The sequence below is a fragment of the Acuticoccus kalidii genome, assembly GCF_021556395.1.
GTDB lineage: Bacteria > Pseudomonadota > Alphaproteobacteria > Rhizobiales > Amorphaceae > Acuticoccus > Acuticoccus kalidii.
Genome location: NZ_JAKGCS010000005.1, coordinates 172782 through 197601, shown reverse-complemented (window position 1 = coordinate 197601; position 24820 = coordinate 172782). Strand labels below are relative to the sequence as shown.

At 67.7% G+C, this 24820-nt stretch carries 20 protein-coding genes; 10 read left to right on the top strand and 10 right to left on the bottom strand.

The window, feature by feature from the left end:
* The first annotated feature begins 49 nt into the window (after nt 1-49).
* From L1787_RS01100 to L1787_RS01085, 4 genes are read left to right on the top strand one after another with little or no spacing between them, the layout of a single operon-like run.
* A complete protein-coding gene (locus L1787_RS01100; RefSeq protein ID WP_235706627.1) occupies nt 50-2107 on the top strand; it encodes a hydantoinase/oxoprolinase family protein in 2058 nt (685 codons plus the stop codon).
* Nucleotides 2108-2115: 8 nt separating this feature from the next.
* Nucleotides 2116-3933 carry a hydantoinase B/oxoprolinase family protein gene (locus L1787_RS01095; protein ID WP_235706626.1) on the top strand — a complete coding sequence of 606 codons (1818 nt, stop codon included), beginning with the start codon at nt 2116-2118 and terminating at the stop codon, nt 3931-3933.
* Nucleotides 3933-5747, top strand: coding sequence for a hydantoinase B/oxoprolinase family protein (locus tag L1787_RS01090; protein WP_235706625.1), 1815 nt, complete (start codon nt 3933-3935; stop codon nt 5745-5747). Before L1787_RS01095 ends, L1787_RS01090 begins: the two co-directional genes overlap by 1 nt.
* Nucleotides 5744-6697: an aminotransferase class IV gene (locus L1787_RS01085; RefSeq protein WP_235706624.1), complete on the top strand. Its 954-nt coding sequence runs from the start codon at nt 5744-5746 to the stop codon at nt 6695-6697. The genes L1787_RS01090 and L1787_RS01085 overlap by 4 nt, the downstream gene beginning before the upstream one ends.
* A gap of 48 nt (nt 6698-6745) precedes the next feature.
* On the opposite strand, the gene L1787_RS01080 is transcribed toward L1787_RS01085, so the two are convergent.
* From L1787_RS01080 to L1787_RS01060, 5 genes are all read right to left on the bottom strand, one after another.
* Nucleotides 6746-7630: an NAD(P)/FAD-dependent oxidoreductase gene (locus L1787_RS01080; RefSeq protein ID WP_235706623.1), complete on the bottom strand. Its 885-nt coding sequence runs from the start codon at nt 7628-7630 to the stop codon at nt 6746-6748.
* Between the two features lie 3 nt (nt 7631-7633).
* Nucleotides 7634-8077: an Rrf2 family transcriptional regulator gene (locus L1787_RS01075; RefSeq protein ID WP_235706622.1), complete on the bottom strand. Its 444-nt coding sequence runs from the start codon at nt 8075-8077 to the stop codon at nt 7634-7636.
* 154 nt (nt 8078-8231) lie between these two features.
* Nucleotides 8232-10484, bottom strand: coding sequence for a xanthine dehydrogenase family protein molybdopterin-binding subunit (locus L1787_RS01070; RefSeq protein ID WP_235706621.1), 2253 nt, complete (start codon nt 10482-10484; stop codon nt 8232-8234).
* Nucleotides 10477-11547, bottom strand: a complete 1071-nt coding sequence (locus L1787_RS01065) for an FAD binding domain-containing protein (protein WP_235706620.1) — start codon at nt 11545-11547, stop codon at nt 10477-10479. The genes L1787_RS01070 and L1787_RS01065 overlap by 8 nt, the downstream gene beginning before the upstream one ends.
* Complete coding sequence (locus L1787_RS01060; RefSeq protein ID WP_235706619.1) at nt 11544-12038, bottom strand: (2Fe-2S)-binding protein; 495 nt, start codon at nt 12036-12038, stop codon at nt 11544-11546. The genes L1787_RS01065 and L1787_RS01060 overlap by 4 nt, the downstream gene beginning before the upstream one ends.
* Nucleotides 12039-12212: 174 nt before the next feature.
* Here L1787_RS01060 and L1787_RS01055 point away from each other — a divergent pair, with 174 nt between their 5' ends.
* Nucleotides 12213-12797 (top strand): TetR/AcrR family transcriptional regulator, encoded by a 585-nt coding sequence (locus L1787_RS01055; protein ID WP_235706618.1) that lies wholly within the window; start codon nt 12213-12215, stop codon nt 12795-12797.
* A gap of 12 nt (nt 12798-12809) precedes the next feature.
* Here L1787_RS01055 and L1787_RS01050 read toward each other — a convergent pair whose 3' ends face one another.
* A complete protein-coding gene (locus L1787_RS01050) occupies nt 12810-13904 on the bottom strand; it encodes a hypothetical protein (RefSeq protein ID WP_235706617.1) in 1095 nt (364 codons plus the stop codon).
* 369 nt (nt 13905-14273) lie between these two features.
* Here L1787_RS01050 and L1787_RS01045 point away from each other — a divergent pair, with 369 nt between their 5' ends.
* Nucleotides 14274-15674: an aspartate aminotransferase family protein gene (locus L1787_RS01045; protein ID WP_235706616.1), complete on the top strand. Its 1401-nt coding sequence runs from the start codon at nt 14274-14276 to the stop codon at nt 15672-15674.
* A gap of 12 nt (nt 15675-15686) precedes the next feature.
* Here L1787_RS01045 and L1787_RS01040 read toward each other — a convergent pair whose 3' ends face one another.
* On the bottom strand, nt 15687-16856 hold the full coding sequence (locus L1787_RS01040) for a M24 family metallopeptidase (protein ID WP_235706615.1): 1170 nt from the start codon (nt 16854-16856) through the stop codon (nt 15687-15689).
* A 402-nt stretch (nt 16857-17258) separates the two neighbouring features.
* Here L1787_RS01040 and L1787_RS01035 point away from each other — a divergent pair, with 402 nt between their 5' ends.
* From L1787_RS01035 to L1787_RS01020, 4 genes are all read left to right on the top strand, one after another.
* Complete coding sequence (locus L1787_RS01035) at nt 17259-18788, top strand: sugar ABC transporter ATP-binding protein (RefSeq protein WP_439648253.1); 1530 nt, start codon at nt 17259-17261, stop codon at nt 18786-18788.
* Nucleotides 18788-19882 carry an ABC transporter permease gene (locus L1787_RS01030; protein ID WP_235706613.1) on the top strand — a complete coding sequence of 365 codons (1095 nt, stop codon included), beginning with the start codon at nt 18788-18790 and terminating at the stop codon, nt 19880-19882. The genes L1787_RS01035 and L1787_RS01030 overlap by 1 nt, the downstream gene beginning before the upstream one ends.
* Before the next feature lie 34 nt (nt 19883-19916).
* Nucleotides 19917-21023: a substrate-binding domain-containing protein gene (locus tag L1787_RS01025; protein ID WP_235706612.1), complete on the top strand. Its 1107-nt coding sequence runs from the start codon at nt 19917-19919 to the stop codon at nt 21021-21023.
* A gap of 129 nt (nt 21024-21152) precedes the next feature.
* Complete coding sequence (locus tag L1787_RS01020; protein ID WP_235706611.1) at nt 21153-22409, top strand: LVIVD repeat-containing protein; 1257 nt, start codon at nt 21153-21155, stop codon at nt 22407-22409.
* A gap of 11 nt (nt 22410-22420) precedes the next feature.
* On the opposite strand, the gene L1787_RS01015 is transcribed toward L1787_RS01020, so the two are convergent.
* From L1787_RS01015 to L1787_RS01005, 3 genes are read right to left on the bottom strand one after another with little or no spacing between them, the layout of a single operon-like run.
* Entirely contained in the window at nt 22421-23191 is a 771-nt protein-coding gene (locus L1787_RS01015) for a shikimate dehydrogenase family protein (protein ID WP_235706610.1), read from the bottom strand.
* Nucleotides 23191-23973, bottom strand: coding sequence for an ABC transporter ATP-binding protein (locus L1787_RS01010; RefSeq protein WP_235706609.1), 783 nt, complete (start codon nt 23971-23973; stop codon nt 23191-23193). Before L1787_RS01010 ends, L1787_RS01015 begins: the two co-directional genes overlap by 1 nt.
* A 23-nt stretch (nt 23974-23996) precedes the next feature.
* Nucleotides 23997-24797 (bottom strand): ABC transporter permease, encoded by an 801-nt coding sequence (locus tag L1787_RS01005; RefSeq protein WP_235706608.1) that lies wholly within the window; start codon nt 24795-24797, stop codon nt 23997-23999.
* Nucleotides 24798-24820: the final 23 nt, after the last annotated feature.

The window sequence follows — 24820 nt, the reverse complement described above, 5'->3', positions numbered from 1 at the left end:
AGTGTGATCACTATATCCGACCCGCCCGACCACATAGGAGAGGACGTTCATGCGTCTGGCTTGCGATACCGGCGGCACCTTCACCGATCTCGTTGTTGAAGAGGGCGACACGATCCGCCTCTTCAAAGCCTCGACCACCCCGGACGATCCGGTCCGCGGCGTGCTCGACGCGCTCCGTCTCGCCGCAGACCATGCCGGCGAGGACCTCGCGACCTTCCTCGGCCGCGCCGATGCGTTCATTCACGGCACGACGCGCGCCATCAACGCGATCCTCACCGGCAACACCGCGAAAACCGCCTTCCTCACCACCAAGGGGCACCCCGATATCCTGGTGATCCGCGAAGGCGGGCGGACCGAGCCGTTCAACTTCACCGTCCCGTTCCCCGAGCCCTACGTGCCGCGCCGCCTCACCTTCGAGGTGCCGGAGCGCGTCATGGCGAACGGCACCGTTCGCGAGGCGCTCGACGAGGCGGCCGTCCTCGAGATCGTCGAGAAGCTGAAGGCGATGAAGGTGGAGGCGGTCGGGGTCTGCCTCCTATGGTCAATCGTCAATCCCGTGCATGAAAAGCGTGTCGGCGAGCTTCTCGCGGAGCATCTGCCGGGTATTCCGGTCAGCCTCTCCCACTCGCTGAACCCGACGCTGCGCGAATATCGCCGCGCCTCCGCGACCGTCATCGACGCCTCGCTGAAGCCGTTGATGTTCGACTATCTCGACAGCCTCACCCGCCGCCTCGGCGAGGCCGGCTTCACCGGCCGCACGCTGATGGTGACCTCCGGCGGCGGCATCATGGACGCCTCGATCGTCGCCCGCGCCCCGATCCACTCGATCAATTCCGGCCCCGCGATGGCCCCCGTCGCCGGGCGCTTCTATTCCGATCGCGATTTCGACGGGCGTCCCGCCATCGTCGCCGACACCGGCGGCACGACCTACGACGTCTCCCTCGTCCGGGACGGGCGGATCCCGTGGACGCGTGAGACGTGGATCGGCCAACCTTTCCGCGGCCACATGACGGGCTTTCCCTCCGTCGACGTGAAGTCGATCGGCGCCGGCGGCGGCTCGATCGCCTGGGTCGATGATGGCGGCCTCCTGCGCGTCGGCCCGCAATCGGCCGGCTCGACCCCCGGCCCCGTCTCCTACGGCAAAGGCGGCACGGAGCCGACCGTCACGGACTGCTCGATCATTCTCGGTTATATCGACCCGGATTTCTTCCTCGGCGGCACCATGGTGCTCGACCGTGAGGCGGCGCGCGACGTCCTCAAGGAGAAGATCGCCGATCCGCTCGGCCTCACCGTCGAGGAGGCGGCGGCCTCGGTTCTCACCCTCGCCACCGAGAAGATGGTCGGCGCGATCGACGAGATCACCGTCAACCAGGGCATCGACCCGTCGACCGCCATCCTGATGGGCGGCGGCGGCGCGGCCGGCCTCAACGCCGTCGCGGTCGGTCGCCGGCTCGGCTGCGCGGGCGTCCTCATCCCGGAGGCGGGCTCCGTCCTCTCGGCCGCCGGCGCGCTGATGTCCGACATCTCGTCCGACTATGCGCAAATGCTCTACACCACCGACGCCAAGTTCGACTTCGACGCGGTGAACGCCGTGCTCGCGTCGCTGGAAGAGCGTTGCAAGGCCTTCGCCGCCGGCCCCGGCTCCGATGCCCTGCGCAACACGATCACCTTCTCGGTCGAAGCGCGTTACATGCACCAGATCTGGGAAATCGAAACCCCGATGGAAAAGGGCCGGATCGAGACCCAGGCCGATCTCGACGCGCTGTGCGCCGCCTTCCACGCCACGCACCGCCAGATCTTCGAGATCACCGACGACGAGAGCGACATCGAGTTCGTCACCTGGCGCGCGAAGGTGAGCTGCGTCATCCGCGAAGGCGGCACCGGCCAGCTTCCCCCGGAAGCGCCCGGCGGCACGCTCACCAACCGCAAGGTCTATTTCAGCGAGACCGGATGGACCGACGCGGAGGTGATCCGCTTCGAGACGATGGGCTCCGACCGCGAGGTCGCCGGCCCGGCGATCATCGAATCGTCCTTCACCACCGTTGTCGTCGACCCCAACACCCAGGCGCGCCGCACCGAAGGCGGCGGCCTGCGCATCACCTTCTGAGGCCCGGCATGGAAAAACAAATCTCCGCGCCGCGCGCCGACGGCGTCCGCACCGCGATCCTGTCGAGCCGGTTCGAGAGCATCGCCCGGAAGATGCAGAACACGCTCTTCCGCACCGCGCGCTCCGGCATCCTCAACACCGCACACGATTTCTCGTGCGTGATCCTGACGCCGGACTGCCGGCTCCTCGCCGCCGCGGAGAGCCTGCCGAGCCACACGCTGACGGGGCCGGACATCATGTGCCGCACCGTTAAGCACTATCACCCGGACCTCAAAGCCGGGGACTGCTTCCTGCACAACAGCCCCTATGAGGGGAACTCGCACGCGGCGGACCATTGCCTCATCGTCCCGGTCATCGACGCGGGCGGGACGCTGCGCTTCTTCGTTCTCGCGAAGGCCCATCAGGCCGATTGCGGCAATGCCAAGCCGACGACCTATGTCGCCGACGTCGCCGACGTCTACGAAGAGGGCGCGCTGATCTTCTCCGCCGCCAAGATCCAGTCCGACTACACGGACAACGAGGATCTCATCCGCATGTGCCGCGCGCGCATCCGCGTCTCGGAACAGTGGTGGGGCGACTATCTCGCCACCCTCGGCGCGGTCCGCATCGGCGAGCGCGAGCTTCTCGCCCTCGGCGGCGAGGTCGGCTGGGAGGCGCTCGAGGACTACGCGGAAGACTGGTTCGACTATTCCGAGAAGAAGATGGTCGACGCCATCTCCCGCCTGCCGTCCGGCAAGCGCACGGTCTACACCGCGCACGACCCCTTCCCCGGGGTGCCGGAGGGCATCCCGATCACGGCCGATGTCGAGATCGATTCCGAAGGCGCGATGATCCGCGTCGACCTCACCCGGAACCCGGATTGCACGCCGACCGGCCTCAACCTCACCGAGGGCACCTCGTCCTCGGCGGCAATGGTCGCGATCTTCAACGGGCTCATCGATCACACGGTGCCGGTAAACGCCGGCAGCTTCCGCCGCGTCGACATTCGCCTGCGCGAAAATTGCTGCGTCGGCATCCCGCGCCATCCGGCGTCCTGCTCGGTGGCGACGACGAACCTTGCCGACCGCGTGTCGAATCCGGTGCAGAGGGCGATCGCGGAGATCGCGCCGGGCTTCGGTATGGCGGAGACCGGGCCGATCATGCCGCCCGGCATGGGCGTCATCTCCGGCCGCGACCCGCGCCATGACAACGAACCCTTCGTCAACCAGGTCCATATCGGCATCACCGGCGGCGCCGGCACGCCCGTGACCGACGGCTTTCTCTTCATCATCCATGCCGGCAATGCGGGCATGTGCCATATCGACAGTATCGAGGTGGACGAGCTGCACCATCCGATCTACGTCGCCGGCCGGGAAATGCAGGTCGACACCGAAGGCGCCGGCACCTTCCGCGGGGCGCCCTCGATCCGGGCCGAGTTCGGCCCCATCGAGGATTGCACCATGAAGGTGCTCTACACCGCCGACGGCTCGCAGAATGTCGCCCTCGGTGCGCAAGGCGGCGGGCCGGGCGCCCCCTCGCGCGCGTTGAAGGCGGAAACGGACGGATCGCTCACCACCCTGCCCGCCTGCTATGGCGCCGCGCTCGGTCCAGGCGAGACGATCGTCTCCTACTCGGCCGGAGGCGGCGGCTATGGCTCGCCGCTGGCGCGCGCGCCCGAGCGCGTCCTCGCGGACGTCAAAGACGGCTGGATCAGCGCCGAGCGCGCCCGCAACATCTACGGCGTCGTCACCACCGGCAGCCGTGCCGACGATACGCTCGCGATCGATGCCGCCGCGACGCGCGAGACCCGCGCGCGCCTCACAGCCGAAATGACGGGAGCCGCATGATGAACATCCAGACCGTCGCCAAGCCGACCCTGGAGCCCGCGACCGGGTCGAGCGGCGTCAAGATGGCGCTGCTCTCGAACCGGATGGAGGGCATCGCGCGGAAGATGCAGAACACGCTCTTCCGCACCGCGCGCTCCGGCGTCCTCAACACCGCGCACGACTTCTCGTGCGTGGTGCTGACGGCCGATTGCCGCCTCCTCGCGACGGCCGAGAGCCTGCCGATCCACACCCTTCTGGGGCCGGACCTCATGTGCGAGGCCGTCCGCCGGCACCACAAGACGCTGAAGGCGGGTGACTGCTACATCCACAACAGCCCCTATGAGGGCAACTCGCACGCCGCCGATCACTGCCTCATCGTGCCGGTGGTGGACGAAGGCGGCACCCCGCGCTTCTTCGTCCTCGCGAAAGCCCACCAGGCCGACTGCGGCAACTCCAAGCCGACGACCTACATGGGCGACGCCTCGGACGTCTACGAAGAGGGCGCGCTGATCTTCTCCGCCGCCAAGATCCAGTCCGGCTACCGGGACAATCAGGATCTCATCCGCATGTGCCGCGCGCGCATCCGCGTGTCGGAGCAGTGGTGGGGCGACTATCTCGCGACGCTGGCGGCCGTGCGCATCGGCGAGCGAGAGCTTCTGACGCTCGGCGAGGAATTCGGCTGGGACGCGCTCGAGGATTATGCGGAAAGCTGGTTCGACTATTCCGAGGAAAAGATGGTCCAGGCGATCAAGCGCCTGTCGACCGGGTCGACCACCGTCCACTCCGGCCATGATCCGTTTCCGGGCGTCCCGGACGGGATCCCGGTCAACGTCACGATCAAGGTCGACGCCGAGGCGGCGCGCATCGAGGTCGACCTCACCGACAATGTCGATTGCCAGCCCTGCGGCCTCAACCTCACCGAGGGCACCGCGAGCACGGCGGCGATGATCGGCATCTACAACGCGATCAAAGACCATTCGGTGCCGGTCAATTCCGGCAGCTTCCGGCGCATCGACATCAAGTTGCGCGAAAATTGCGCCGTCGGGATACCGCGCCATCCGGCCTCCTGTTCGGTCGCGACGACGAACCTTGCCGACCGCGTGTCGAACCCCGTCCAGCGCGGCATCGCGGAGATCGCGCCGGGCTTCGGTATGGGCGAAGGCGGGCCGATCATGCCGCCCGCCATGGGCGTCATCTCCGGCAAGCATCCCGAGACCGGCGAGGCGTTCGTCAACCAGATCTTTCTCGGCATCACCGGCGGCCCCGGCACGCCGACGACCGACGGTTTCCTGACGCTGATCCACACCGGCAATGCCGGCCTTTGCCGGCAGGACAGCGTCGAGGTGGACGAGCTGCACCACCCGCTCTTCGTCAACGGCCGCCATCTCGTCGCCGACAGCGAGGGGCCCGGCGCCTTCCGCGGCGCGCCTGCGATGGAAGCCGAGTTCGGCCCGATCGACGGCTGCGAGATGACGTTGATCTACACCTCGGACGGCACCGTGAACCCGGCGGCGGGCGCGGCCGGTGGCGGCCCCGGTGCGCTCGCCGACCAATATAAGAGGCGCGCCGACGGTACGCTCGAGACGCTGCCCGCCTGCCATGCGGTGAAGCTCTCCCCCGGCGAGACGGTGATCTCCTATTCGTGCGGCGGCGGCGGTTACGGCCCGCCGGAGACGCGCGAGACGGCGCGTGTCCTCGCCGATGTCGCCGCCGGCCTCGTGACGGCCGAACGGGCACGCGCCGTCTACCGCGTCGCGATCACACCCGACGCGGCCGGCCTGCCGATGATCGACGCGCGCGCCACCGCCGCCCTGCGCGCCGAGGCCCAGCCATGACGACGCTCGACACCGCCGCCGCCCCGGCCGCCCTCGCGGGCTATGAAGCGGGTGCGGCCTATCTCGACGGCGAGTTCATGCCGGTCGGCGAGGCGCGCATTCCCGTCACCGATTTCGGCTATCGGCGCTCCGATGTGACCTATGACGTCGTCGGCGTGTGGGAGGGCAGCTTCTTCCGCCTCGACGATCATATCGCCCGCTTCCGCGCCTCGATGGACGCGCTGCGCCTGTCGCCGCCCGAGACCGACGAGGAGATCCGGGCGATCCTCAACACCCTCGTCGCGACCGCCGGCCTCACCTCGGCCTATGTCGCGATGGACTGCCTTCGCGGCGTGCCGAAGCCCGGCACGGCCCGTCATCCGATGAACGCGCGCAACTATCTCTCGTGCTACGCGGTCCCCTGGATCTCGATCGCTTCGCCCGAGCAGATGGAGCGCGGCAAGCATCTCATCATCGCGAAGACGTTGCGCATTCCGCCTGAATCGTTCGAGCCGCGCGTCAAGAATTTCCATTGGGGTGACCTCACCGCCGGCCTCTTCGAGGCGGCGGACAAGGGCGCCGACACCGCCGTCCTCCTCGACGGTGACGGCAACGTCACCGAGGGGCCGGGCTTCAACGTCTTTTCGATCACCGACGGTGTCGTCGCGACGCCGATCCGTGGCGGGCTCGACGGCATGACGCGCCTGTCGGTGATCGAGCTGTGCGCCGATCTCGGCATCAGGTGCGAGGTGCGGGCGGTTCCGGCCGCGGAGCTGCGCGAGGCGGACGAGATCTTCACCGCGACGACGGCGGGCGGGATCATGCCCGTCTCCCGCATCGACGGCCGGATTCTCGGCAACGACCGCCCCGGCCCCATCTCGATGCGCCTCAAGGACGCCTTCTGGGACAAGCGCGCCAAGGGTTGGCACGCGACGCCCGTCGACTATGGCGCGGCCCTGAAACCGGCCTGACCCCCGCAGGTCCCCGCCCCATCCCCCGCACGGAGGCGGGGGCGGCGATCATGTGTCGGGATGGATCAGCGAGAAGTGGATCTGCGCCCCCGCCCACGCGCCGTCCGCCACTGCAAGGCTGATCGAATGCGGCACCCGCGCGGTGTCGCCACATGCGAAGACGCCGGGCACCGTCGTCCGCTTCCCGCTGTCCGTGCGCACATGAAGGCCGAACCCCGTCTCCTCGAGCGCGCAGCCGAGCGTCTCGGCGAGCGGTGAGGCGGGACTGTTGCGTGGGGCGGTGAAGAGGCCGGCGAAATCGAGCCGCCTCCCGTCCGTCAGCAAGACCCCCGCATGATCGACGAGGGTTGCGATCGGCGTCTCTTCGATCGTCACCCCGCGGGCCTCGAGGGCACCCCGTTGTTCGGTCTCGATCGGCACGACGGCGTTGGTGAACAAGGTGGTCGGCCCCCATTCCGACACCACTTCCGCCTGATGGCCCGACATCGGGTTCGCCCCGATCACGCCGATCGCGCCGCGGCCGAGCTCGTAGCCGTGGCAATAGGGACAGTGATAGACGCTGACGCCCCATCGCTCGGACAGGCCCTTCACCGGCGGCAGCGCGTCGTGAACGCCGGTCGCGAAGAGGAGGCGGCGGCCGCTGAAGGTCTTGCCGGCGGCCGTCACCGTGAAGGCGTCCTTCGTGCCCGCGACCTCGGTCGCCCGGCCATCGACCCAATCGAGGTTCGGGTACGCTTCGAGCTGGCGGCGGGCCTTGCGCGCGATTTCCCCGGGATCGGTTCCGTCTTCGCCGAGAAAGCCGTGCGCGTGGGCGGCAAAGCGGTTCCGCCGCTCGCCGGCGTCGATGATGAGCACCGCCTTATAGGCGCGCAGAAGCTGGAGGGCGGCGGCCATTCCGGCGTAGCTGCCCCCGACGATAATGACGTCGTGCATCGTTTAGTCCTTTTTGGCTCGCCTCGCGCTGTGCCGCCGCGCAAAATCGGTCGCGAGGTCGGCGAGGCTGATCTCGTCGAGACGCTTCAAGATGACCGCCTCCGCCTCGGCGAACGCCCCGTCGAGCGCGGCATTCACCGACTGCTCGACGAGGCAGTCGGGCGCCTCGTGCCGGTGCCCGATCGCGAAGATCTCGGGTTCGCCGAGCGCTTCGTGGAGTTCGCGCAGAGTGATCGTCGAAAGGTCGGCGGCGATGGTCCACCCGCCGGCGTGGCCGCGCTCGGAGCGCACGAGACCCTTCTCGCGCAATAGCCCCATCGTGCGCCGCACGACGACGGGGTTGGTGGACAGGCACTTGGCGAGCGCATCCGACGTCATCGGATGGTCGTGCTCGGCCATGTGCATCAGAGCGTGGAGGACCATGGAGAGGCGGCTGTCGCGTTTCATGTAACAATAGATGTTACGTGAAACGGCGCAAGTCAACGCCCGCCCGCATTTTCTTTCGGTTCGGGGACGCGCCGCCCACGTCTCGCGGACAAAAAAAGGCCGGCGGCATCGCTGCCGCCGGCCTCGCATCGCAGTCTAATGCGCGGATCGATCGCTAGCCGAGCAAGGCGCCGATATGGATCGGGAAGCGGCCGACGCGCACGCCCGTCGCGTGCCGGACCGCGTTGGCGATCGCTCCGACCGTCCCGGTGATCCCGATTTCGCCGACACCCTTGACGCCGAGCGCGTTCACATACGGATCGTCCTCGCCGACGAGCAACGCCTCGACGGAGGGCGCATCGGCGTTCACCGGAATGTGGTAGCCGGCGAAATCGCCATTCACCGGCCGCCCGGTGCGCGGGTCGAGCACCGTCTCCTCATGAAGGGCAAAGCCGATCCCCCAGATCATGCCGCCGGTGAGCTGGCTCTCGGCGAGGCGCGGGTTGATGATCCGCCCCGCCGCGAACGCGCCGACGAGCCGGCTCACCCGGATCTGGCAAAGCTCCGGGTCGACCTTCACCTCGGCGAACACCGCACCGTGGGAGAACATTGCATAGTCCTCCGCGTTGGCCGGATTGCGCGCCCCGGTGCCCTCCCCCTCGATTTCGGCGAGACCGGCGCGGGCCATGATGTCGGAATAGGAGGCGCTGCGCGTTTCGTCGTCGGCCCGGTAGAGGCGGCCGCCCCGCGCGACGACGCCCGCATTGCCGGCCCCGAAGAGGGGCGAGGCCTCGTCCTCGGTCGCGATGTCGGCGAGCTTGCGGATCGCATCGCTGCCGGCGGCGAAGATCGCGCTGCCGGCCGTCGCCGTATGGCCCGAGCCACCCGCGACCCCGCCATCGGGAAGCTCGGAATTGCCGGCCCGGAACTCCAGCCGGTCCTGATCGATCCCGAGACCGTCGGCAGCGATCTGCGCAAGCGCCGTCAACGCGCCCTGCCCCATCTCGACGGCGGAGATTTCCACGAGGCCGGACCCGTCCTCGCGGACGACGGCGCGTGCCTTCGCCTGGAACATCGGCGCGGGGAACATCGCCGTTCCGACGCCCCAGCCGACGAGATGCCCCGCATCGTCCCGCATCTGACGCGGCGCGAGTGGCCGGCCGGCCCAGCCGAACCGCTTCGCCCCTTCCGCATAACATTGGCGGAGCGCCTTGGAGGAGAAGGGCTTGCCGCTCGCCGGATCCGTCTCGGCATAGTTGATGAGGCGGAACTCGAGCGGATCGATGCCGAGCGCCTCCGCCGCCTCGTCCATCGCGCATTCGAGCGCGGCCGAGCCGGAGGCCTCACCGGGCGCGCGCATCGGGCCGGGCGTTCCGATATCGGCCCTGACCCCGGTGTGGATTTGCCGCATCGCCGGCGTCGCATAGATGTTCTGCGAGGCGTTGGCGGCGGGCTCGAGGAAATCGTCGAAACGCGAGGTCATGGCGCTCGCGCGGTGCTCGAGAGCGGTGAGCCGACCGTCCGCGTCGGTGCCGATCCGCAGCGCCTGCCGCGTCGCGCCGCGATGGCCGACGGGGCCGAACATCTGCTGCCGCGTCAGCACCAGCTTGACCGGCTGCCCCGTCATCCGCGCGGCGAGAATGCACAGGATCTGCGGTCCGTTGAGGATCGCCTTGGAGCCGAAGCCGCCCCCGATAAAGGGGCTGCGCAGCGTCACATTTTCGGGCGGTATTCCGAAGAAAGAGGCGAAATCGTTGCGCGCGATCGCGATCGCCTGGTTCGGCACGTCGACGGTGAGATGATCGCCCTCCCAAGCGGCGACGATCGCGTGCGGCTCCAACGCGTTATGATACTGCGCCGGTGTCTCATACTGCGTCTCGACGCGGTGGGCGGCCGCTTCGAGCCCCGCCTCGACATCGCCTTTGTCGAAGGACGGCGGCGCACCGACGCCGACGGCCTCCGGCGCGAACGCTTCGCCGTCGTCGAGCCCGGTGCGCGGGGCCTCGCTTTCATAGCGCGGCGCGAGAAGGCGGGCGCCTTCGGTGGCGGCCTCCAGCGTCGAGGCGATCACCACCGCGACCGGCTGACCGGCGTAGCGCACCCTGTCGTCCTGAAGGGCTTCGAGCCTCCAGGAGAACATGTGCACCTTCGCGTCCGGGTCGCGGGCGAGCGGCGGCCGGTTCGCCGTCGTCATGACCTCGACGACGCCGGGATGGGCCTTGGCTGCCGCGACGTCGAGATGCGTGACGCGCCCGCGGGCGATCGAGCTCGCGGCATAGACGGCATAGAGAAGCCCGTCCGGCCGATTGTCCGCCGCGTAGGTCGCGGCGCCGGTCACCTTCAGCGCGCCGTCACGGCGTGTGATCGGCTGTCCGGCGTTCGAGCCCAGCCGGACGTGGCCCGTCGGAAATTGCAGGGTTTCAGCCATGGATGGCACCTGTGGCGGTCTGGGCGGGAACGGCGGCGAAGACGGAGCCGGGAAGCGCCGGCATCCGCTCCGGCGTCCCGGCCGCGGCAAGGGTGATGGCGCGGGCAAGGACGCGCGTCGCGAGGACGATCTTGTCCGCGTTGTCGCCGGAGGGACGGGCGTCCGCGAGCGCCGCCTCGGCGGCTTCGCGGGCGGTCTCGGCGGTCACGGGCCGGCCGACGAGCGCCGTCTCCGCAGCGTGCGCGCGCCACGGCTTGGCGGCGACCGCGCCGAGCGTGAGGCGCGCCTCCGACACGACGCCGTCCGCGATATCGAGCGCCGCGGCGGCGGAGACGAGCGCGAAGGCGTAGGATGTGCGCTCGCGGACCTTCAGATAGCGCGCATTCGGAGCAAAACGGCGAACCTCGGCAGGCAGCCGGATCGCCGTGATCAGCTCGCCGGGGCGAAGCGCCGTCTCATCGGACGGGTCGTCACCGGGCAGGTTGTGCAGCGCGTCGAACGCGAGGTCGCGGCTTCCGTCGACGCCGGCCACCTCCACCACCGCATCGAGCGCGGCGAGCGGCACGCAAAAATCCGACGGATGGGTCGCGATGCAGGCATCGCTCCAGCCGAGAATGGCCTGGCCGCGCGTGTCCCCGCCGCGCGCGTCACAGCCGGAACCCGGCTCGCGGCGATTGCAGGCGCTTTCGGGATCATAAAAATAGGCGCAGCGCGTGCGCTGCATGACATTGCCGCCGACCGAGGCGGCATTGCGAAGCTGCGCCGACGCGCCGGACAGGAGCGCTTCGGCGACCGCGGGGGCGGCGGCGAGAAGCGTGGGATCGCGCGCAAGGTCGGCGTTCTTGACGAGAGCGCCGATGCGGATCGACCCGTCCGCCAGCGTCTCCACCGCGTCGAGCCCCGGCAACTTCGTGATGTCGACGAGGCGGCCCGGGTGGCGCACGCCGCCCTTCATCAGATCGAGAAGATTGGTGCCGCCGGCGAGATAGGCCGCATCCGCCGACGCGGCGGCCGTCACCGCTTCGGCGACGGAGGTCGGGCGAACATAATCGAACAGGTTCATGCGCTTTTCCGTTCGTTGTCGGCGAGGCGCTTCTGGGCGTCCGCCACGGCCTTGGCGATGCCCGGATAGGCAGCGCAGCGGCACAGATTGCCGCTCATGCCCTCCCGGATGCGCTCGGGATCGTCACCCGCTTCGCCTTCCGCGATGAGGCCGACGGCGCTCATGATCTGACCCGGCGTGCAAAAGCCGCACTGGAAAGCGTCGTTCTCGACGAAGGCGGCCTGGACCGGGTGAAGCGCGCCGTTCTCGGCGAGGCCCTCGATCGTGGTGATCTCGGCGCCGTCGACGCTCATGGCAAGGGTGAGGCAGGCGTTCATGCGGCGGCCGTCGACGAGGACGGTACACGCGCCGCATTGCCCCCGGTCGCACCCTTTCTTCGTCCCGGTGAGCCCGATCCGCTCACGCAAGACATCGAGGAGGGTCGGGCGCGCATCGTCGAGGGGAACCTCGCGACGCTCTCCGTTGACTGTGAGAGTGAGGGTAAGGGTCATCGTCCCTCCATTGAGGTGGATGTATTGGCAGGACGGCCCTAGGACTTCATCGCAGGCATGGTTCGGCGCACGAGGGAGCAACGTGCGTTCGGGGATGCGTTCGTCACGGGGCCGCGAAGGCATATATACGGAGGCACCCTCCGTTTTCAACATGGAGAAAGTCGAAATTGGACGATGAGCGATAAGACCGCACAACCTCGCAAGCCGCGGGCGGATTCGATCCGCAACCGCAAGCGTCTCCTCGCGGCCGCCGCCGAGGTGTTCTCGGTCGGCGGACCGGATGCGAGCCTCGAAGCCGTCGCCCGCACGGCGGAGGTCGGGATCGGCACGCTCTACCGCCATTTCCCGACGCGCGAGGCGTTGTTTCAGGCCGTCTATCAGAACGAAGTAGGCGAGCTCGTCGAACTCGCCACCCGCCTCGGCGAAGAAATGGAGCCGATCGACGCGATCCGCCGATGGCTGCGCGCCTGCGTGCGCATGGTCGCGATGAAGAAGGGCATGGTCGCCGCCCTCGCCCCGGTCCTCGACGCGAACGCCTCGATCTACGCCGATAACGCCGCGCGCCTTCGCGGGGCGCTCGCCGGCCTCCTCGACCGCGCGGTGGCCGCGCGCCTCGTTCGCGACGACGTCAGCGCCGACGAGGTGCTGCGGGTGATGATCGCGCTTTGTTATTCGCGTGAGATGCAAGCCGGCGCTCAGGACGAGATCATCCGCCTTCTCGACATCTTCGTCGACGGGCTCGGCGCCCCGAGGCCTTAGAGAGGCGCGCCGCTAAGCGCGCCACCAATCGGGATCGGTCTCGTAGCCGGTGTTCATCAGCGTCTCGGTCATCCCGATCGAATGGAGCAAGGCTTTATCCTCGGCGGACAGAACCGCGCGCCAGCGGCTGCCGCTTTCGAGCGTCAGCCAGCGGTCCATCATCGACCCGTCCGGGTAGATCGGCGCCTTGCCCCATTGCGGTTTTTCGGTCCTGAGGCGCTGCGCGTTCTCCGCCGAGCGCACCAGCGCCGTCTCGTAATCGCTCCGGGTGAGATCGATGTCGATCTTCGCGAGAAGCGCCTTCAGGTGCGCAAAGCCCGTCGGGCCCATCAGTTCGTCATAGCGGGAGAAATCGACATTGCCGTGGGTGCGGCTATGACGGAGCGCCGAGTCGACATTCTCGTGCCACGGCCCGCAATCGACCTTCTCGAGCCGCTTCAGGATCCGCGTGAACCCGTCGGCCATTCGCGGCACGACCTCGGGCCGGTTCCGGCTGATGCCGCGGATCACGAAATCGTTGTAGGACAGCAGGGAATCGCGCCCGTCCCGGTGCTGATAGATGACCGGGTTGTTGCGATAGGCCGGCCGCATCACGTGATCCTTGACGAACACCGGCGAGCGGAAGCCGATCGTGCGCACCTTGTTCGAGAAATAGCTGCGATTGCTGTAATAGGCGGTGCAGACACGCGCCTTCACCGCATGGATCAGAAGCTGGATGAGATGGGTGTTGCCCGACCGCGGGAACGACACCACGAACGTGATCGGCCGGCCCTCGATGTCGACATAGGGCGCATCGAAATCCGGCTCGGGCAGAAAGGCTTCCATCCGCCTGACGAGGGCGCGCACCGCCGGCCGAGACATCACGACGCCCGCCCGGCCGACCTGCATCAAGCCATGGGCATAACGGCCCTCCATGGCCTGACCGATCACATAAGCCAGCGCGATCTTGTAGCGATCGAGATCGGCGAAATGGGGGCTGAGTTCGTCGAGCTCGGGTGACGCGCGGGCTTTATCCACCATGGACCGCGCGAGCGCGGGATCGCCGGTCTCCTTTTCGAGCTCGACCATCACCGCTTCGAGCTCAGAGACCAGGGAGTTGTCCCGCACGATACGACCTCGAAAATGACACACCTGGAGCCGGCGACCCGCCCCGCGGCCGCCACCGGAGCGAGCGGCGCGCGCCTGCGGCGCTTCTGTCCATATCGTCCCGGATTAGGGGAATGAATGGGACCGCGCAAGCGGCCTTCCTTGGCGCGGCGCGCGGTCACCATAGGCGCCAGCGTCGCCGTCTCGGCACATGATCGTCACACCGACGCCGGAAATCCCGATCTGCGATCGGCGGAATGGGGCGGGCAGCGTCAATCGGCCCGGCTGGAGGATTGTGCACATCGTTCGTGCAAAATCGCGCGACATGCTAAGTCACTCCAAAGTGGCGGATCGCCCCCTGAATCGAGCCTCAATCGGCCGAGTGAGCTAATGGACACTTTCATTCGGGATCTGCTCGCGCGTCGCACCGGCGAGCAGTTCTCCCTCCACGAATCGCACATGAATCGCCAGATGGTGAGGGTCCTCCGCACCATCGGCTATGACCGGAACTATGTCCGCGCGACGGGGCCTTATCTCTACGACGAGGCCGGAGACGAATATCTCGACCTTCTGAGCGGTTTCGGGGTGTTCGCGCTCGGGCGCAATCACCCGGTCGTCAACAGCGCCCTCAAGGAGGTGCTGGACGCCGAGCTGCCGAACCTCGTCCAGCTCGACGTGTCGCTCCTGTCGGGCCTTCTCGGCGAAGCGCTGATCGACACCGCCCCCTCGGACGGGCTCGACCGCGTCTTCTTCGCCAACTCAGGCGCCGAGACGGTCGAGGCGGCCATCAAGTTCGCCCGTTCCGCGACGCGGCGCGAGACGATCGTCTCCTGCGACCACGCCTTTCACGGCCTCACCTATGGCGCCCTCTCCCTCAATGGCGAGAAGGTGTTCCGGGAGGGGTTCGGCCCCTTTCTCGGAGCCTGTCGGTCGGTCCCCTTCAACGATCTCGATGCGCTCGAGGCGGCGCTCTCCAAGCGCGATGTCGCGGCTTTCGTGGTCGAGCCGATCCAAGGCAAGGGCGTCAACCTGCCCGATCCGAACTATCATGCCGACGCCGCCCGCCTGTGCCAGAAATACGGCACGCTCTTCGTCGTCGACGAGGTGCAGACCGGGCTCGGGCGCACCGGCAAGATGTGGGCGATCGAGCATTATGGCGCCGAGCCCGACATGCTCCTCACCGCGAAGGCGCTGTCGGGCGGGCAAGTCCCCGTCGGGGCGGTGCTGATGCGCTCCAAGGTCTTCGAGGCGGTGTTCGACCGGATGGACCGGGCGGTCGTCCACGGCTCGACCTTCGCCAAGAACAACCTCGCGATGGCCGCCGGCCTCGCGACCTTGAAGGTTCTCAAGGAGGACCGCCTCGTCGAACATGCGGCCGCGATGGGCGACCGGCTGATCGCCGATCTCTCCGCCTTCATCGGCAAGCACGAGTTCGTGCACGCCGTGCGCGGCAAGGGGCTGATGATCGGCATCGAGTTCGGCAAGCCGAAGAGCTTCCGCCTGCGCACGGCCTGGGGGCTTCTCGAACAGGCGAACGTCTCGCTGTTCAGTCAGATGATCCTGATCCCGCTCTTCACCGACCACCGCGTTCTCGCCCAGGTCGCGAGCCACGGCCAACACGTGATCAAGCTGTTGCCGCCGCTGGTGATCGGCGAGCGGGACGCCGAGTGGATCGTCGGCGCCTTCGACAAGACGATCGGCGATTGCCACAAGGTGCCGGGCGCCATCTGGGATCTCGGACGGCGCCTCGCGGGGCACGCCATGGCGCGCCCCAAGGCGGCTGCGGAATAGAGCGCGGGCCCGTCAGGCCTTCGACAGGAGTTCGCGCGGGAAATCGGCGAAGCATTCCGCCCCCGTCTCCGTGACCGCGAACGTCTCGGAGACGACGAGGCCGCCATCGTCGGCCCACAGCGCCGGGATGCAGTGGAACGTCATGCCCGCCTCGAGGACCGTCTTGTCGCCTTTTCGGAGGCTCGCGGTCAGCTCACCCCAGGTCGGCGGATAGCCGATGCCGACCGGATAGCCGATACGGCTGTCCTTCTCGACGCCGTGGCGGGAGATGACATTGGTCCACGCCTCGGCGAGCTCTTCGCAGGCGACGCCCGCCTTGACGGTCGCGAGCACCGCTTCGAGCCCTTCGACGATCACCTTCGTGACACGGTCCTGCTCGGCGCTCGGCTTGCCGAGGAGGATGCAGCGCGACAATGGCGAGTGGTAGCGATGCCGCACGCCGCCGAGCTCGATATAAAAGAGATCGCCCGGCACGAGCGGCTCGTCGCTCCAGGACAGATGCGGCGCGGACGCGATCTCGCCGACCATCGCGTTGGGCGGCTTGCACGGGAAGGTGCCGCCGAAGCCCGGCAACCCCGCCGTCGTGACCCGGTAGACTTCCGCCATCACATCGCACTGGCGCACGCCGGGCGCCGCGGCATCGAAGGCGGCCTGTTGCGCGGCGGCGGCGATCTGGCCCGCCTCGCGCATGAACTGGAGTTCGGCCTCCGACTTCACCATGCGGCAGCGATTGACAAGCAGGAAGGCGTCGACGAAGCGGGCATTGGCGAGGCCGTCGGTCAGCACCTGGTGCCATTTGGCGGTGTAATAATAATCGTCCATCTCGACGCCGATGGTGCCCGCGTCGAGGCCGCGACGCTGGAGTTCCTCCACCACGAAGGACATCGGATGCAGCGTCTCGCTGCCGACATATTTGTCGGGATAAGGCACGACATTGTCCGGCGCGAGGAACGCGGTGAACTTCGCCCCGACCGCGTCCATCTTGCGGCCGATCCAGATCGGCTCCTCAGCGTCGAGCGCGACGACCACCATTTGCGGCGTATAGAACGACCAGCCGTCATAACCCGTCAGCCAGAACTGGTTCGCGGGGCTCGCAACGAGAAGGACATCGATCCCGCGTGCCTGCATCGACGCTTTCGCGCGGGCGACACGGGCGAGATATTCGGCGCGCTCAAAGAGCATCAGGCAGGCCTCCGATCGGGGGTTTCAGCGGTGATCCGGCATAGCAGGCGCGCAAACGATGCAAAAGACCGAGGCCGCCCCTCCGGTCGCCCGCCCGCCTTGGCACCATTGTGACGACAGTGGGGCATGACCCGCGGTCTTTTTAAGTCAGCCGGTTCTTGCAGTCGCCTCGCGTGTTGTATTTAGTAGTCATCGGCGACTGAACAGAGAGCAGCCCAAGCTGCCGATAATAATCGTTCCGGTTTTCCCGAACGTCAGTCTCCGGAGGAAACGTATTTTGGACGCACTTGGCTTGCCAGCGCGTCGTGAGGGCGGGTTTGCCTGCGCGCCCCACACGACGAATTTTTGCAAATTACCAAGCCCCCGGCCCCGCCTGCAATGACGGCGCCCCGCGCGGCCCCCATGCCGGAAGAGCCGATCCTCGCCTTCCGAGGCATGACGAAGGCCTTCGGCGGAACGGTCGCCGTCGACGACGTGTCGTTCGACCTTTATCGGGGCGAAGTCCTCGCGTTGCTCGGCGAGAACGGGGCGGGCAAGTCCACCCTCATCAAGATGCTCGCGGGCGTCCATGCGCCCGATTCCGGCGAGATCCTGTTTGCCGGAAAGCCCTATCACCCGCGTGCGTCGGCCGGAAAAGTCGCGTTCATCCATCAAGATCTCGGGCTGATCGAATGGATGACCGTCGCCGAGAATATCGCGCTCTATCGCGGCTATCGCCGGCCGTTCGGCCTCATCGACTGGGCCGGAACCTCGAAGGCGGCGGTCGACGCGCTCGCCCTCGTCGCCGGTGACATCCACCCGGAGCGACGTGTCCAGGAATTGAGCCGCACCGAAAAATCCCTTGTCGCGATCGCCCGCGCCGTATCGATGGACGCGGCCGTCCTCGTCCTCGACGAGCCGACGGCGAGCCTTCCGAAGGGCGAGGTGAACCTCCTGTTCGACGTGCTTCGCGACCTGCGCGCCCGTGGCGTCTCGATCATCTACGTCTCGCACCGTCTCGACGAGGTGATGGCGATATCGGAGCGTCTCGTCGTCCTGCGTGATGGCCGCCTCGTCGGCGTCACACGCACCGCCGAGACCTCGCCCGACGATCTCGTCCGCATGATCATCGGCCGCTCACCAGAGAATCTCTTCGTCCGTCCGCCCGCGCCCTCTGCCACCCCGGCGCTCACGGTTCGCGGCCTCGTCGCCGGCGATGTCGGGCCGCTCGATTTCGATGTCGGAAAGGGCGAGATCGTCGCCCTTGTCGGCCTGCGCGGCGCGGGTCAGGAGGAGGTCGGTCGCGCCCTTTTCGGTGACCGGCCGGCCGAAGCGGGCACCATCACGCTCGACGGCCGCATGGTCGCCCCCCACGCGCCGCCCCAAGCGATCGCGGAAGGGATCGGGTTCGTCGCCGGCGACCGCACCTCCGAATCCGTCGCGCATCGCCTTTCGGTGCGGGAGAATATGTTCATCAACCCGGCCGCGACCGGCCGCTCCGTCCTCGGCCTGCGCACGCCCCGCGCCGAGGCGGAGGAAACCCGGACCCTCGGCCGGCGCATCATGCTGTCGCCGAACGACCCGGATGCGCCGATGGAGACCCTCTCGGGCGGCAATCAGCAGAAGGTCGTCCTCGCCCGCTGGATGCGGATCGGCGGGTCCGTCCTCATTCTCGAGGACCCCACCTCCGGCGTCGATGTCGGCGCGAAGGCGGAGATCTACCGCCTCCTGAGCGCCGCTGTCGAAGGCGGGCTGACGCTGGTTCTCGTTTCCACCGACTTCGAGGAAGTGTGCGCCATCTGCCACCGCGCCCTCGTGTTTCGGGACGGACGGATCGTCGTCGCGCTCGGCACCGACGACCTCACGATGGAGCGTCTCACGCACGCGGCATCCCTTCAGCAGTCACCGCCCGATCCGCGCGGCGCGGCGGGATCGATCACGGGATATCACTGATGCAATCCTTGAAGTCCAACGCGCTCGAGCCGACCCGCTTCGACCTCGCGCACATGTCGAACGGGCAGAAGATCGCGCGGCTCCTGCCGGTCTACGGGATCCCGATCCTCACCGTCCTCCTCATCATCCTGTTCTCGATCATCCTGCCGCGCACGTTCCCGACGATGCTCAATCTGCGCTCGATCCTCGGCGACAAGGCGATCATCGCGCTCCTGTCGCTCGCGGCGATGGTGCCGATGATGGCCGGCCGGATCGACCTCACCGTCGGCTACGGCATCGTCCTTTGGCACATCCTCGCGATCGGCCTTCAGGTGCAGCTCGGTTTCGAGTGGTGGCAGGCCGCGTTGATCGTGATCTGTCTCGGCGCGATGCTCGGCCTCTTCAACGGCCTCCTCGTCGAGCTCGCGCAGATCGATTCGTTCATCGCGACCCTCGGGACCGGCACGGTGATCTACGCGCTCGCGCTCTGGTACACCGAGGGCCGGCAGATCATCGGCGCGTTGCCGCCCGAGTTCACCAACATCTACATGACGCAGGTCTTCGGCCTTCCGATCGCCGCCTTCTACGTGCTCGGGGTCGCGCTGGTGCTGTGGGTCGTCACGGAATATCTGCCGATCGGGCGCTATCTCTACGCGATCGGCGCCAACCCGCGCGCCGCCGCCCTCAACGGCATCCCGACTCGGCGCTATGTGATGGGCGCCTTCATCACCTCCGGCGCCCTCACCGCGCTCGCCGGGGTGGTGCTCGCCGCAAAGCTGAGGATCGGGCAAGCGAGCGTCGGGCTCGAATATCTGCTGCCTGCCCTCGTCGGCGCCTTTCTCGGCTCCACCACCATCAAGCCGGGGCGGGTGAATGTGTGGGGCACGGTCGCCGCAGTCGCGATCCTCGCGGTCGGCATCTCCGGCATCCAGCAACTCGGCGGCGCCTTTTTCGTGGAGCCGCTTTTCAACGGCGTGACGCTCGTCCTCGCGATCGGCCTTGCCGGCTACGCCCAGCGCAAACGCGGGAGCGTGCGCCACAAGACCCTCGCCGGAGCGGCGAACGCGCCGGCGCCGACACCCCCGGCCCCGGAGGACGATCAGAGCCGCGGGTGAATAAAAACAAATCGTCCGGAGGAAAGGAACGCTCATGCAACGGGGATGGATCGGGGCCGGACTGACGGCCGCACTCCTCCTCGGCGGTCTCTCGCCGGCGCTGGCACAAGATCAGCTCGCCGAATCGAGACAGATCGTCGAAGACTATTCCAAGCCGAACCCGCCCTGGGACGGCCCGACGACGGGGCCGAAGGCGGAAGCCGGCAAGCTCATCGTCTATGTCTCGACCGACCAGCGCAATGGCGGCGCCCGCGGCGTCGGCGAGGGTGTCGTCGAGGCGGCCGAGCTGATCGGCTGGGACACGCGCACGATCGACGGTCAGGGCACCGTGTCCGGCCGCTCCTCCGGCCTCACCCAGGCGATTGCCCTCCAGCCCGACGCGATCGTTCTCGGCGGCATCGACGCCAACGAGCAAGCCGCCCTCATCGAAGAGGCGGCGAACGCCGGGATCAAGGTTCTCGGCTGGCACGCTTATGCCGCGACCGGGCCGCACGAAACGCTGCCGATCTTCACCAACATCACCACCGACCCGATGAAGGTCGCCGCCGCGGCCGCCGCCTATGCGGTGGTCACTTCGGAGGGGAAGGCCGGCGCGATCATTTTCACCGACAGCGTCTATGAGATCGCCGTCGCGAAGTCGGATGCGATGGCGGAGGTGATCCGAGCCTGCGCCGAGTGCACGCTCCTCGAGATCATCGACACGCCGCTGTCCGACACCGCGATGCGTATGCCGCCGATGACGACATCGCTCCTCCAGAAATACGGCGATCAGTGGACGCACGCCCTCTCGATCAACGACCTCACCTTCGACTTCATGGCCCCCTCGCTCGCCTCGGCCGGGATCGCGGGCGATGGTCATCCGACCAACATCTCGGCCGGTGACGGCAGCGAGGCGGCCTTCCAGCGCATTCGGGAGAAGCAGTATCAGGCGGCGACGGTCGCCGAGCCGCTGCGGCTCCAGGGCTGGCAGGTGGTCGACGAGGCGAACCGGGCGCTCGCCGGCGAGAAGGACTCCGGCTATGTCGCCCCGCCGCACCTCTTCACGCCGGACAATATCGGCTTCGATGGCGGGCCGGACAACATCTACGACCCGAACAACGGCTACACCGAGATCTACGCCAAGATCTGGGGCGCCGACTGACGCACCGACACACGGTCCGGCCCCGCGCGGGCCGGACCGCCCCCGCGCGCGCCGCACCGCCTTCGGGCCGGCCGCGCCGACGCGGCCCCATCAGCGGGCGCGCCCTCCCCCCTTCCGAGGATCTCCGTCATGACCGACACGCTTGCGAAAGCCGACCTCGCCCGCAACCTCACCCTGATCGGACACAGCGACCAAGGCGGCCGCCCCGACGGCGTCCAGCTCATGGTGAACAAGGGCTACGCCATCACCGGACATATGTTTTCCAAGGGCTTCAGCGTCATCGACGTGCGCAATCCGCGCGCGCCCGAGCCCGTCGCCTATATTCCCGCGCCGCCGAACACCTGGAACATCCACCTTCAGACCCACGAGGATCTCCTCCTCGTCATCAACGCCAAGGATCTCTTCGCCTCCAGCGAGTTCGCCGACGAGAAAGCCTATTATACGACCTCCGTCGGCAAGACCGTCGGGATCGACGAGGTGGGCAAGCGCCCGCGCGACTGGACCGCGGGGATGAGTGTCTACGACATCAAGAACCCCGTCGCGCCGCGTGAAATCGGCTTCATGCCCGTCGAAGGGGCCGGCATCCATCGGATCTGGTACACCGGCGGGCGTTACGCCTACGCCTCCGCCCTGCTCGACGGGTTCGCGGATTATATGTTCATCACCATCGACATGGCGGATCCGACGAAGCCGCGCGAGGTCGGCCGGTGGTGGATTCCGGGCATGCACACCGCTGGCGGCGAGGTGTCCGACGTGCCGCCCGGCAAGCGCTACGGCCTCCACCACGCGATCATCCACGGCGACACCGCCTATGCCGCCTGGCGCGATGCGGGGATGGTGATCCTCGACATCGCCGACCGCAGCGAGCCGAAGCTGATCCGGCACATGAACTGGAGCCCGCCTTATGGCGGCGGCACCCACAATTGCCTGCCGCTGCCCGAGCGGGAGCTTCTCGTGGTCCTCGACGAGGCGGTCCTCGACCATCAGGAGGACGGGGTGAAGCACATCTGGATCTTCAACAACGCGGTCCGCGACAACCCGATCTCGATCGCCACCGTCCCTCAACCGGACGAGGACGATTATGTCGCCAAAGGCGGCCATTTCGGACCGCACAATCTCTATGAGAACCGGCCGGATGGCTTCGTCAGCGAAGAGCTGATCTTCACCACCTTCCAGAATGCCGGGATCCGCGTCTTCTCGATCGCCGATCCCTATCGGCCGGTCGAGACGGCGGCCTATGTGCCGGGCGCGCCGGAGCGGCTCGTCGACCACCGGCCGAACCGGGCGAAGGTGATCCAGAGCTGCGACGTCTATGTCGACAAGAACGGGCTCGTCTACGCGAACGACTATAATGGCGGGCTCTATATCCTCGAATATTCGGGCTGAGGGCGGCGGCCTCAGCTCGTGAGGAAGGCGCCGATCGGGTCGATCTGGAACGTCACCATGTCGTAGCCGGAGACCAGCGGAACGGCCATCGTCCGGGCAAGGTCCGCGAGCCGCGTCTCGTTCGGCACGGCCACGATGTCGGCGACGAGCGCGGCCGCGCCGACCTCCTCGGCCGAGAAGGGGCTCGGATCGTCCGCCGCCATGCCGAGCGGCGTCGCGTTGATCAGGATGTCGGCGGCGGGGCGCGGATCGCCGGGGGCGAGCATCGAAGGCGGCCGCTTCAGGAGCGCCGCCGCCTCGGCGAGCCGCCCGTGTTCGGTGTCGACGAGCGTGAGGGCGGTGCATCCCGCCTCGGCGAAGGCGAGCGCGATCGCAAGGCCCGCCCCGCCGACACCCGCGAGCGTGACGCGCGCCGCCGCAAGGTCCACGCCGCGCGCCGCGACCGCCCGCGCGAGGGCGATCCCGTCAAACTGGTCGCCCACGAGACCCCGGGCGCCGACGCGCTTCACGGCGTTGACACTCCCCACGGCACGCGCGGTTTCGCTGACACTATCGAGGAGGGGCAGCATCGCCCGCTTCAGCGGCATCGAGACCATCAGACCATCGAGCGTCTCGTCCGCCCGGACCTCGTCCATCAGCGCATCGAGGTCGGCGAGCTCCACATGACGCACGTCGCATCGCGCCGGAATCCCCCGCGCGGCGAACCAGGCCTCGAGGAGCGGCGGCGTGCGTACGCTGGTGATCGGCGCCGCCACCATGAGATAATGCCGGGCGCGCGCCATCAGTGGAACTGATAGACGCCGAGCTTCTCGAACGTCGCATAGATGCGCTTGGCGTAGGCCGCGAATTCTGGATACTCGCCGAGATGGGCCGGACGCGGCCGCGGCAGGTCGATCCTGATCTCGTCGACGATCGTTCCCGGCCCCTTCGACATCACAAGAACACGGTCCGAAAGACCCACGGCCTCCTCGATCGAGTGGGTGATGAAGAGGACCGTCTTGCGGGTGTCGAGCCACAACATTTCGAGGTCGTGGCGGATCTGGGTGCGGGTGATCGCGTCGAGCGCCCCGAACGGTTCGTCCATCAGGAGCATCGAGGGGTCGTGAACGAGCGCGCGGGCGATCGACACGCGCTGGCGCATACCGCCCGAAAGCTGCCACGGATAGCGCTGTTCCGCCCCTTCGAGGCCGAGACGCGCGAACAGCGTGTGCGCCCGCTCCTCGATCCGCTTGCGGTCGAGGCGGCGGATCTCCTGCTGGAGCATCACGTTCTTCATCGCGGTGCGAAATTCGAGCAGCAGATGGTCCTGGAAGACGATGCCGACATCGGAAATCGGCGCCGTGAGCGGCTTGCCGTCGACCGCGACCGTGCCGGCGGTCTGCGGCTCGAGGCCGGAGACGAGGAGCAGCGTCGTCGACTTGCCGCAGCCGGACGGGCCGATGAGGCTGACGAACTCGCCCGGCGCGATATCGAGATCGATCGGCCCCAGCGCGTGATAGGCTGACGGTCCCTCGCCATAGACCTTGGTGAGGCCCTTCGCCTCGATCGATGCGCCGGTCGCCATCTCATTCCCTCGTTCGGCGCGCGTCATACGCGGCGCGCCCATGGCATCAGGACGCGTCCGAGGAGCGTCATGATGGCGTTGAAGATCAGGGCGACGATCGCCGTCGCGATCAGCCCGCAGAACATCAGCGGCATGTCCATGTAGCTCGACGCCCGCATGATGAGATGGCCGAGCCCCGCGTTCGAGGCGATGAACTCGGCGATGATCACGCCCTCGACCGCCTTGATGATGCCGATGCGCATCCCCGAATAAATGTGCGGCATCGAGGCCGGCAGGCGGATATGGCGGAAGGTCTGGAACGACGTCGCGCCCATCGAGCGGGTGATGTAATGGAGCCGCGGGTCGACCGCCCGAAAGCCCGACATCGCGTCGACGAGGACGGGAAAGAAGCACATCAGGAAGACGATCAGCACGGCGACCATCGGCCCGATGCCGAACCAGACGATGAGGATCGGCCCGATCACCGTCTTCGGCATGATGTTGAGGAAGACGATAACCGGATAGAGCCCGCGCTCCAGCGCCGGGATCGAGACGAGCGCCAGCGCGAGCGGCACCGCAACGGCGACGCCGAGCAGAAAGCCGAAGAAGATCCGCACCGAGGTCGCCCAGGCCGCCGCGGCGAGCGTCGGCAATTCGGTGGCGAAGCGGCCCAGAAAATCGCTCGGCTTCGGCACGAGCCAGACCGGCACGTCGAAGAGACGGATCACCCCTTCCCAGAGGCCGAACACGATCGCGATAGCGAGGAGCGGGTAGACGATCCCCGCGAGGACGCGACCATCGAAGGCGCGCGCGCGGATCGACCATCCGCGCGCGCCCGTCGTCATCGTAGGGTCCTGCGTTGCCACGG

What these genes read in the sequence shown, in the direction of transcription:
- L1787_RS01100 (WP_235706627.1), top strand. Translation starts at nt 50, where the DNA reads ATGCGTCTGGCTTGCGATACCGGCGGCACCTTCACCGATCTCGTTGTT.
- L1787_RS01095 (WP_235706626.1), top strand. Translation starts at nt 2,116, where the DNA reads ATGGAAAAACAAATCTCCGCGCCGCGCGCCGACGGCGTCCGCACCGCG.
- L1787_RS01090 (WP_235706625.1), top strand. Translation starts at nt 3,933, where the DNA reads ATGAACATCCAGACCGTCGCCAAGCCGACCCTGGAGCCCGCGACCGGG.
- L1787_RS01085 (WP_235706624.1), top strand. Translation starts at nt 5,744, where the DNA reads ATGACGACGCTCGACACCGCCGCCGCCCCGGCCGCCCTCGCGGGCTAT.
- L1787_RS01080 (WP_235706623.1), bottom strand. Translation starts at nt 7,630, where the DNA reads ATGCACGACGTCATTATCGTCGGGGGCAGCTACGCCGGAATGGCCGCC.
- L1787_RS01075 (WP_235706622.1), bottom strand. Translation starts at nt 8,077, where the DNA reads ATGAAACGCGACAGCCGCCTCTCCATGGTCCTCCACGCTCTGATGCAC.
- L1787_RS01070 (WP_235706621.1), bottom strand. Translation starts at nt 10,484, where the DNA reads ATGGCTGAAACCCTGCAATTTCCGACGGGCCACGTCCGGCTGGGCTCG.
- L1787_RS01065 (WP_235706620.1), bottom strand. Translation starts at nt 11,547, where the DNA reads ATGAACCTGTTCGATTATGTTCGCCCGACCTCCGTCGCCGAAGCGGTG.
- L1787_RS01060 (WP_235706619.1), bottom strand. Translation starts at nt 12,038, where the DNA reads ATGACCCTTACCCTCACTCTCACAGTCAACGGAGAGCGTCGCGAGGTT.
- L1787_RS01055 (WP_235706618.1), top strand. Translation starts at nt 12,213, where the DNA reads ATGAGCGATAAGACCGCACAACCTCGCAAGCCGCGGGCGGATTCGATC.
- L1787_RS01045 (WP_235706616.1), top strand. Translation starts at nt 14,274, where the DNA reads ATGGACACTTTCATTCGGGATCTGCTCGCGCGTCGCACCGGCGAGCAG.
- L1787_RS01040 (WP_235706615.1), bottom strand. Translation starts at nt 16,856, where the DNA reads ATGCTCTTTGAGCGCGCCGAATATCTCGCCCGTGTCGCCCGCGCGAAA.
- L1787_RS01035 (WP_439648253.1), top strand. Translation starts at nt 17,259, where the DNA reads ATGCCGGAAGAGCCGATCCTCGCCTTCCGAGGCATGACGAAGGCCTTC.
- L1787_RS01030 (WP_235706613.1), top strand. Translation starts at nt 18,788, where the DNA reads ATGCAATCCTTGAAGTCCAACGCGCTCGAGCCGACCCGCTTCGACCTC.
- L1787_RS01025 (WP_235706612.1), top strand. Translation starts at nt 19,917, where the DNA reads ATGCAACGGGGATGGATCGGGGCCGGACTGACGGCCGCACTCCTCCTC.
- L1787_RS01020 (WP_235706611.1), top strand. Translation starts at nt 21,153, where the DNA reads ATGACCGACACGCTTGCGAAAGCCGACCTCGCCCGCAACCTCACCCTG.
- L1787_RS01015 (WP_235706610.1), bottom strand. Translation starts at nt 23,191, where the DNA reads ATGGCGCGCGCCCGGCATTATCTCATGGTGGCGGCGCCGATCACCAGC.
- L1787_RS01010 (WP_235706609.1), bottom strand. Translation starts at nt 23,973, where the DNA reads ATGGCGACCGGCGCATCGATCGAGGCGAAGGGCCTCACCAAGGTCTAT.
- L1787_RS01005 (WP_235706608.1), bottom strand. Translation starts at nt 24,797, where the DNA reads ATGACGACGGGCGCGCGCGGATGGTCGATCCGCGCGCGCGCCTTCGAT.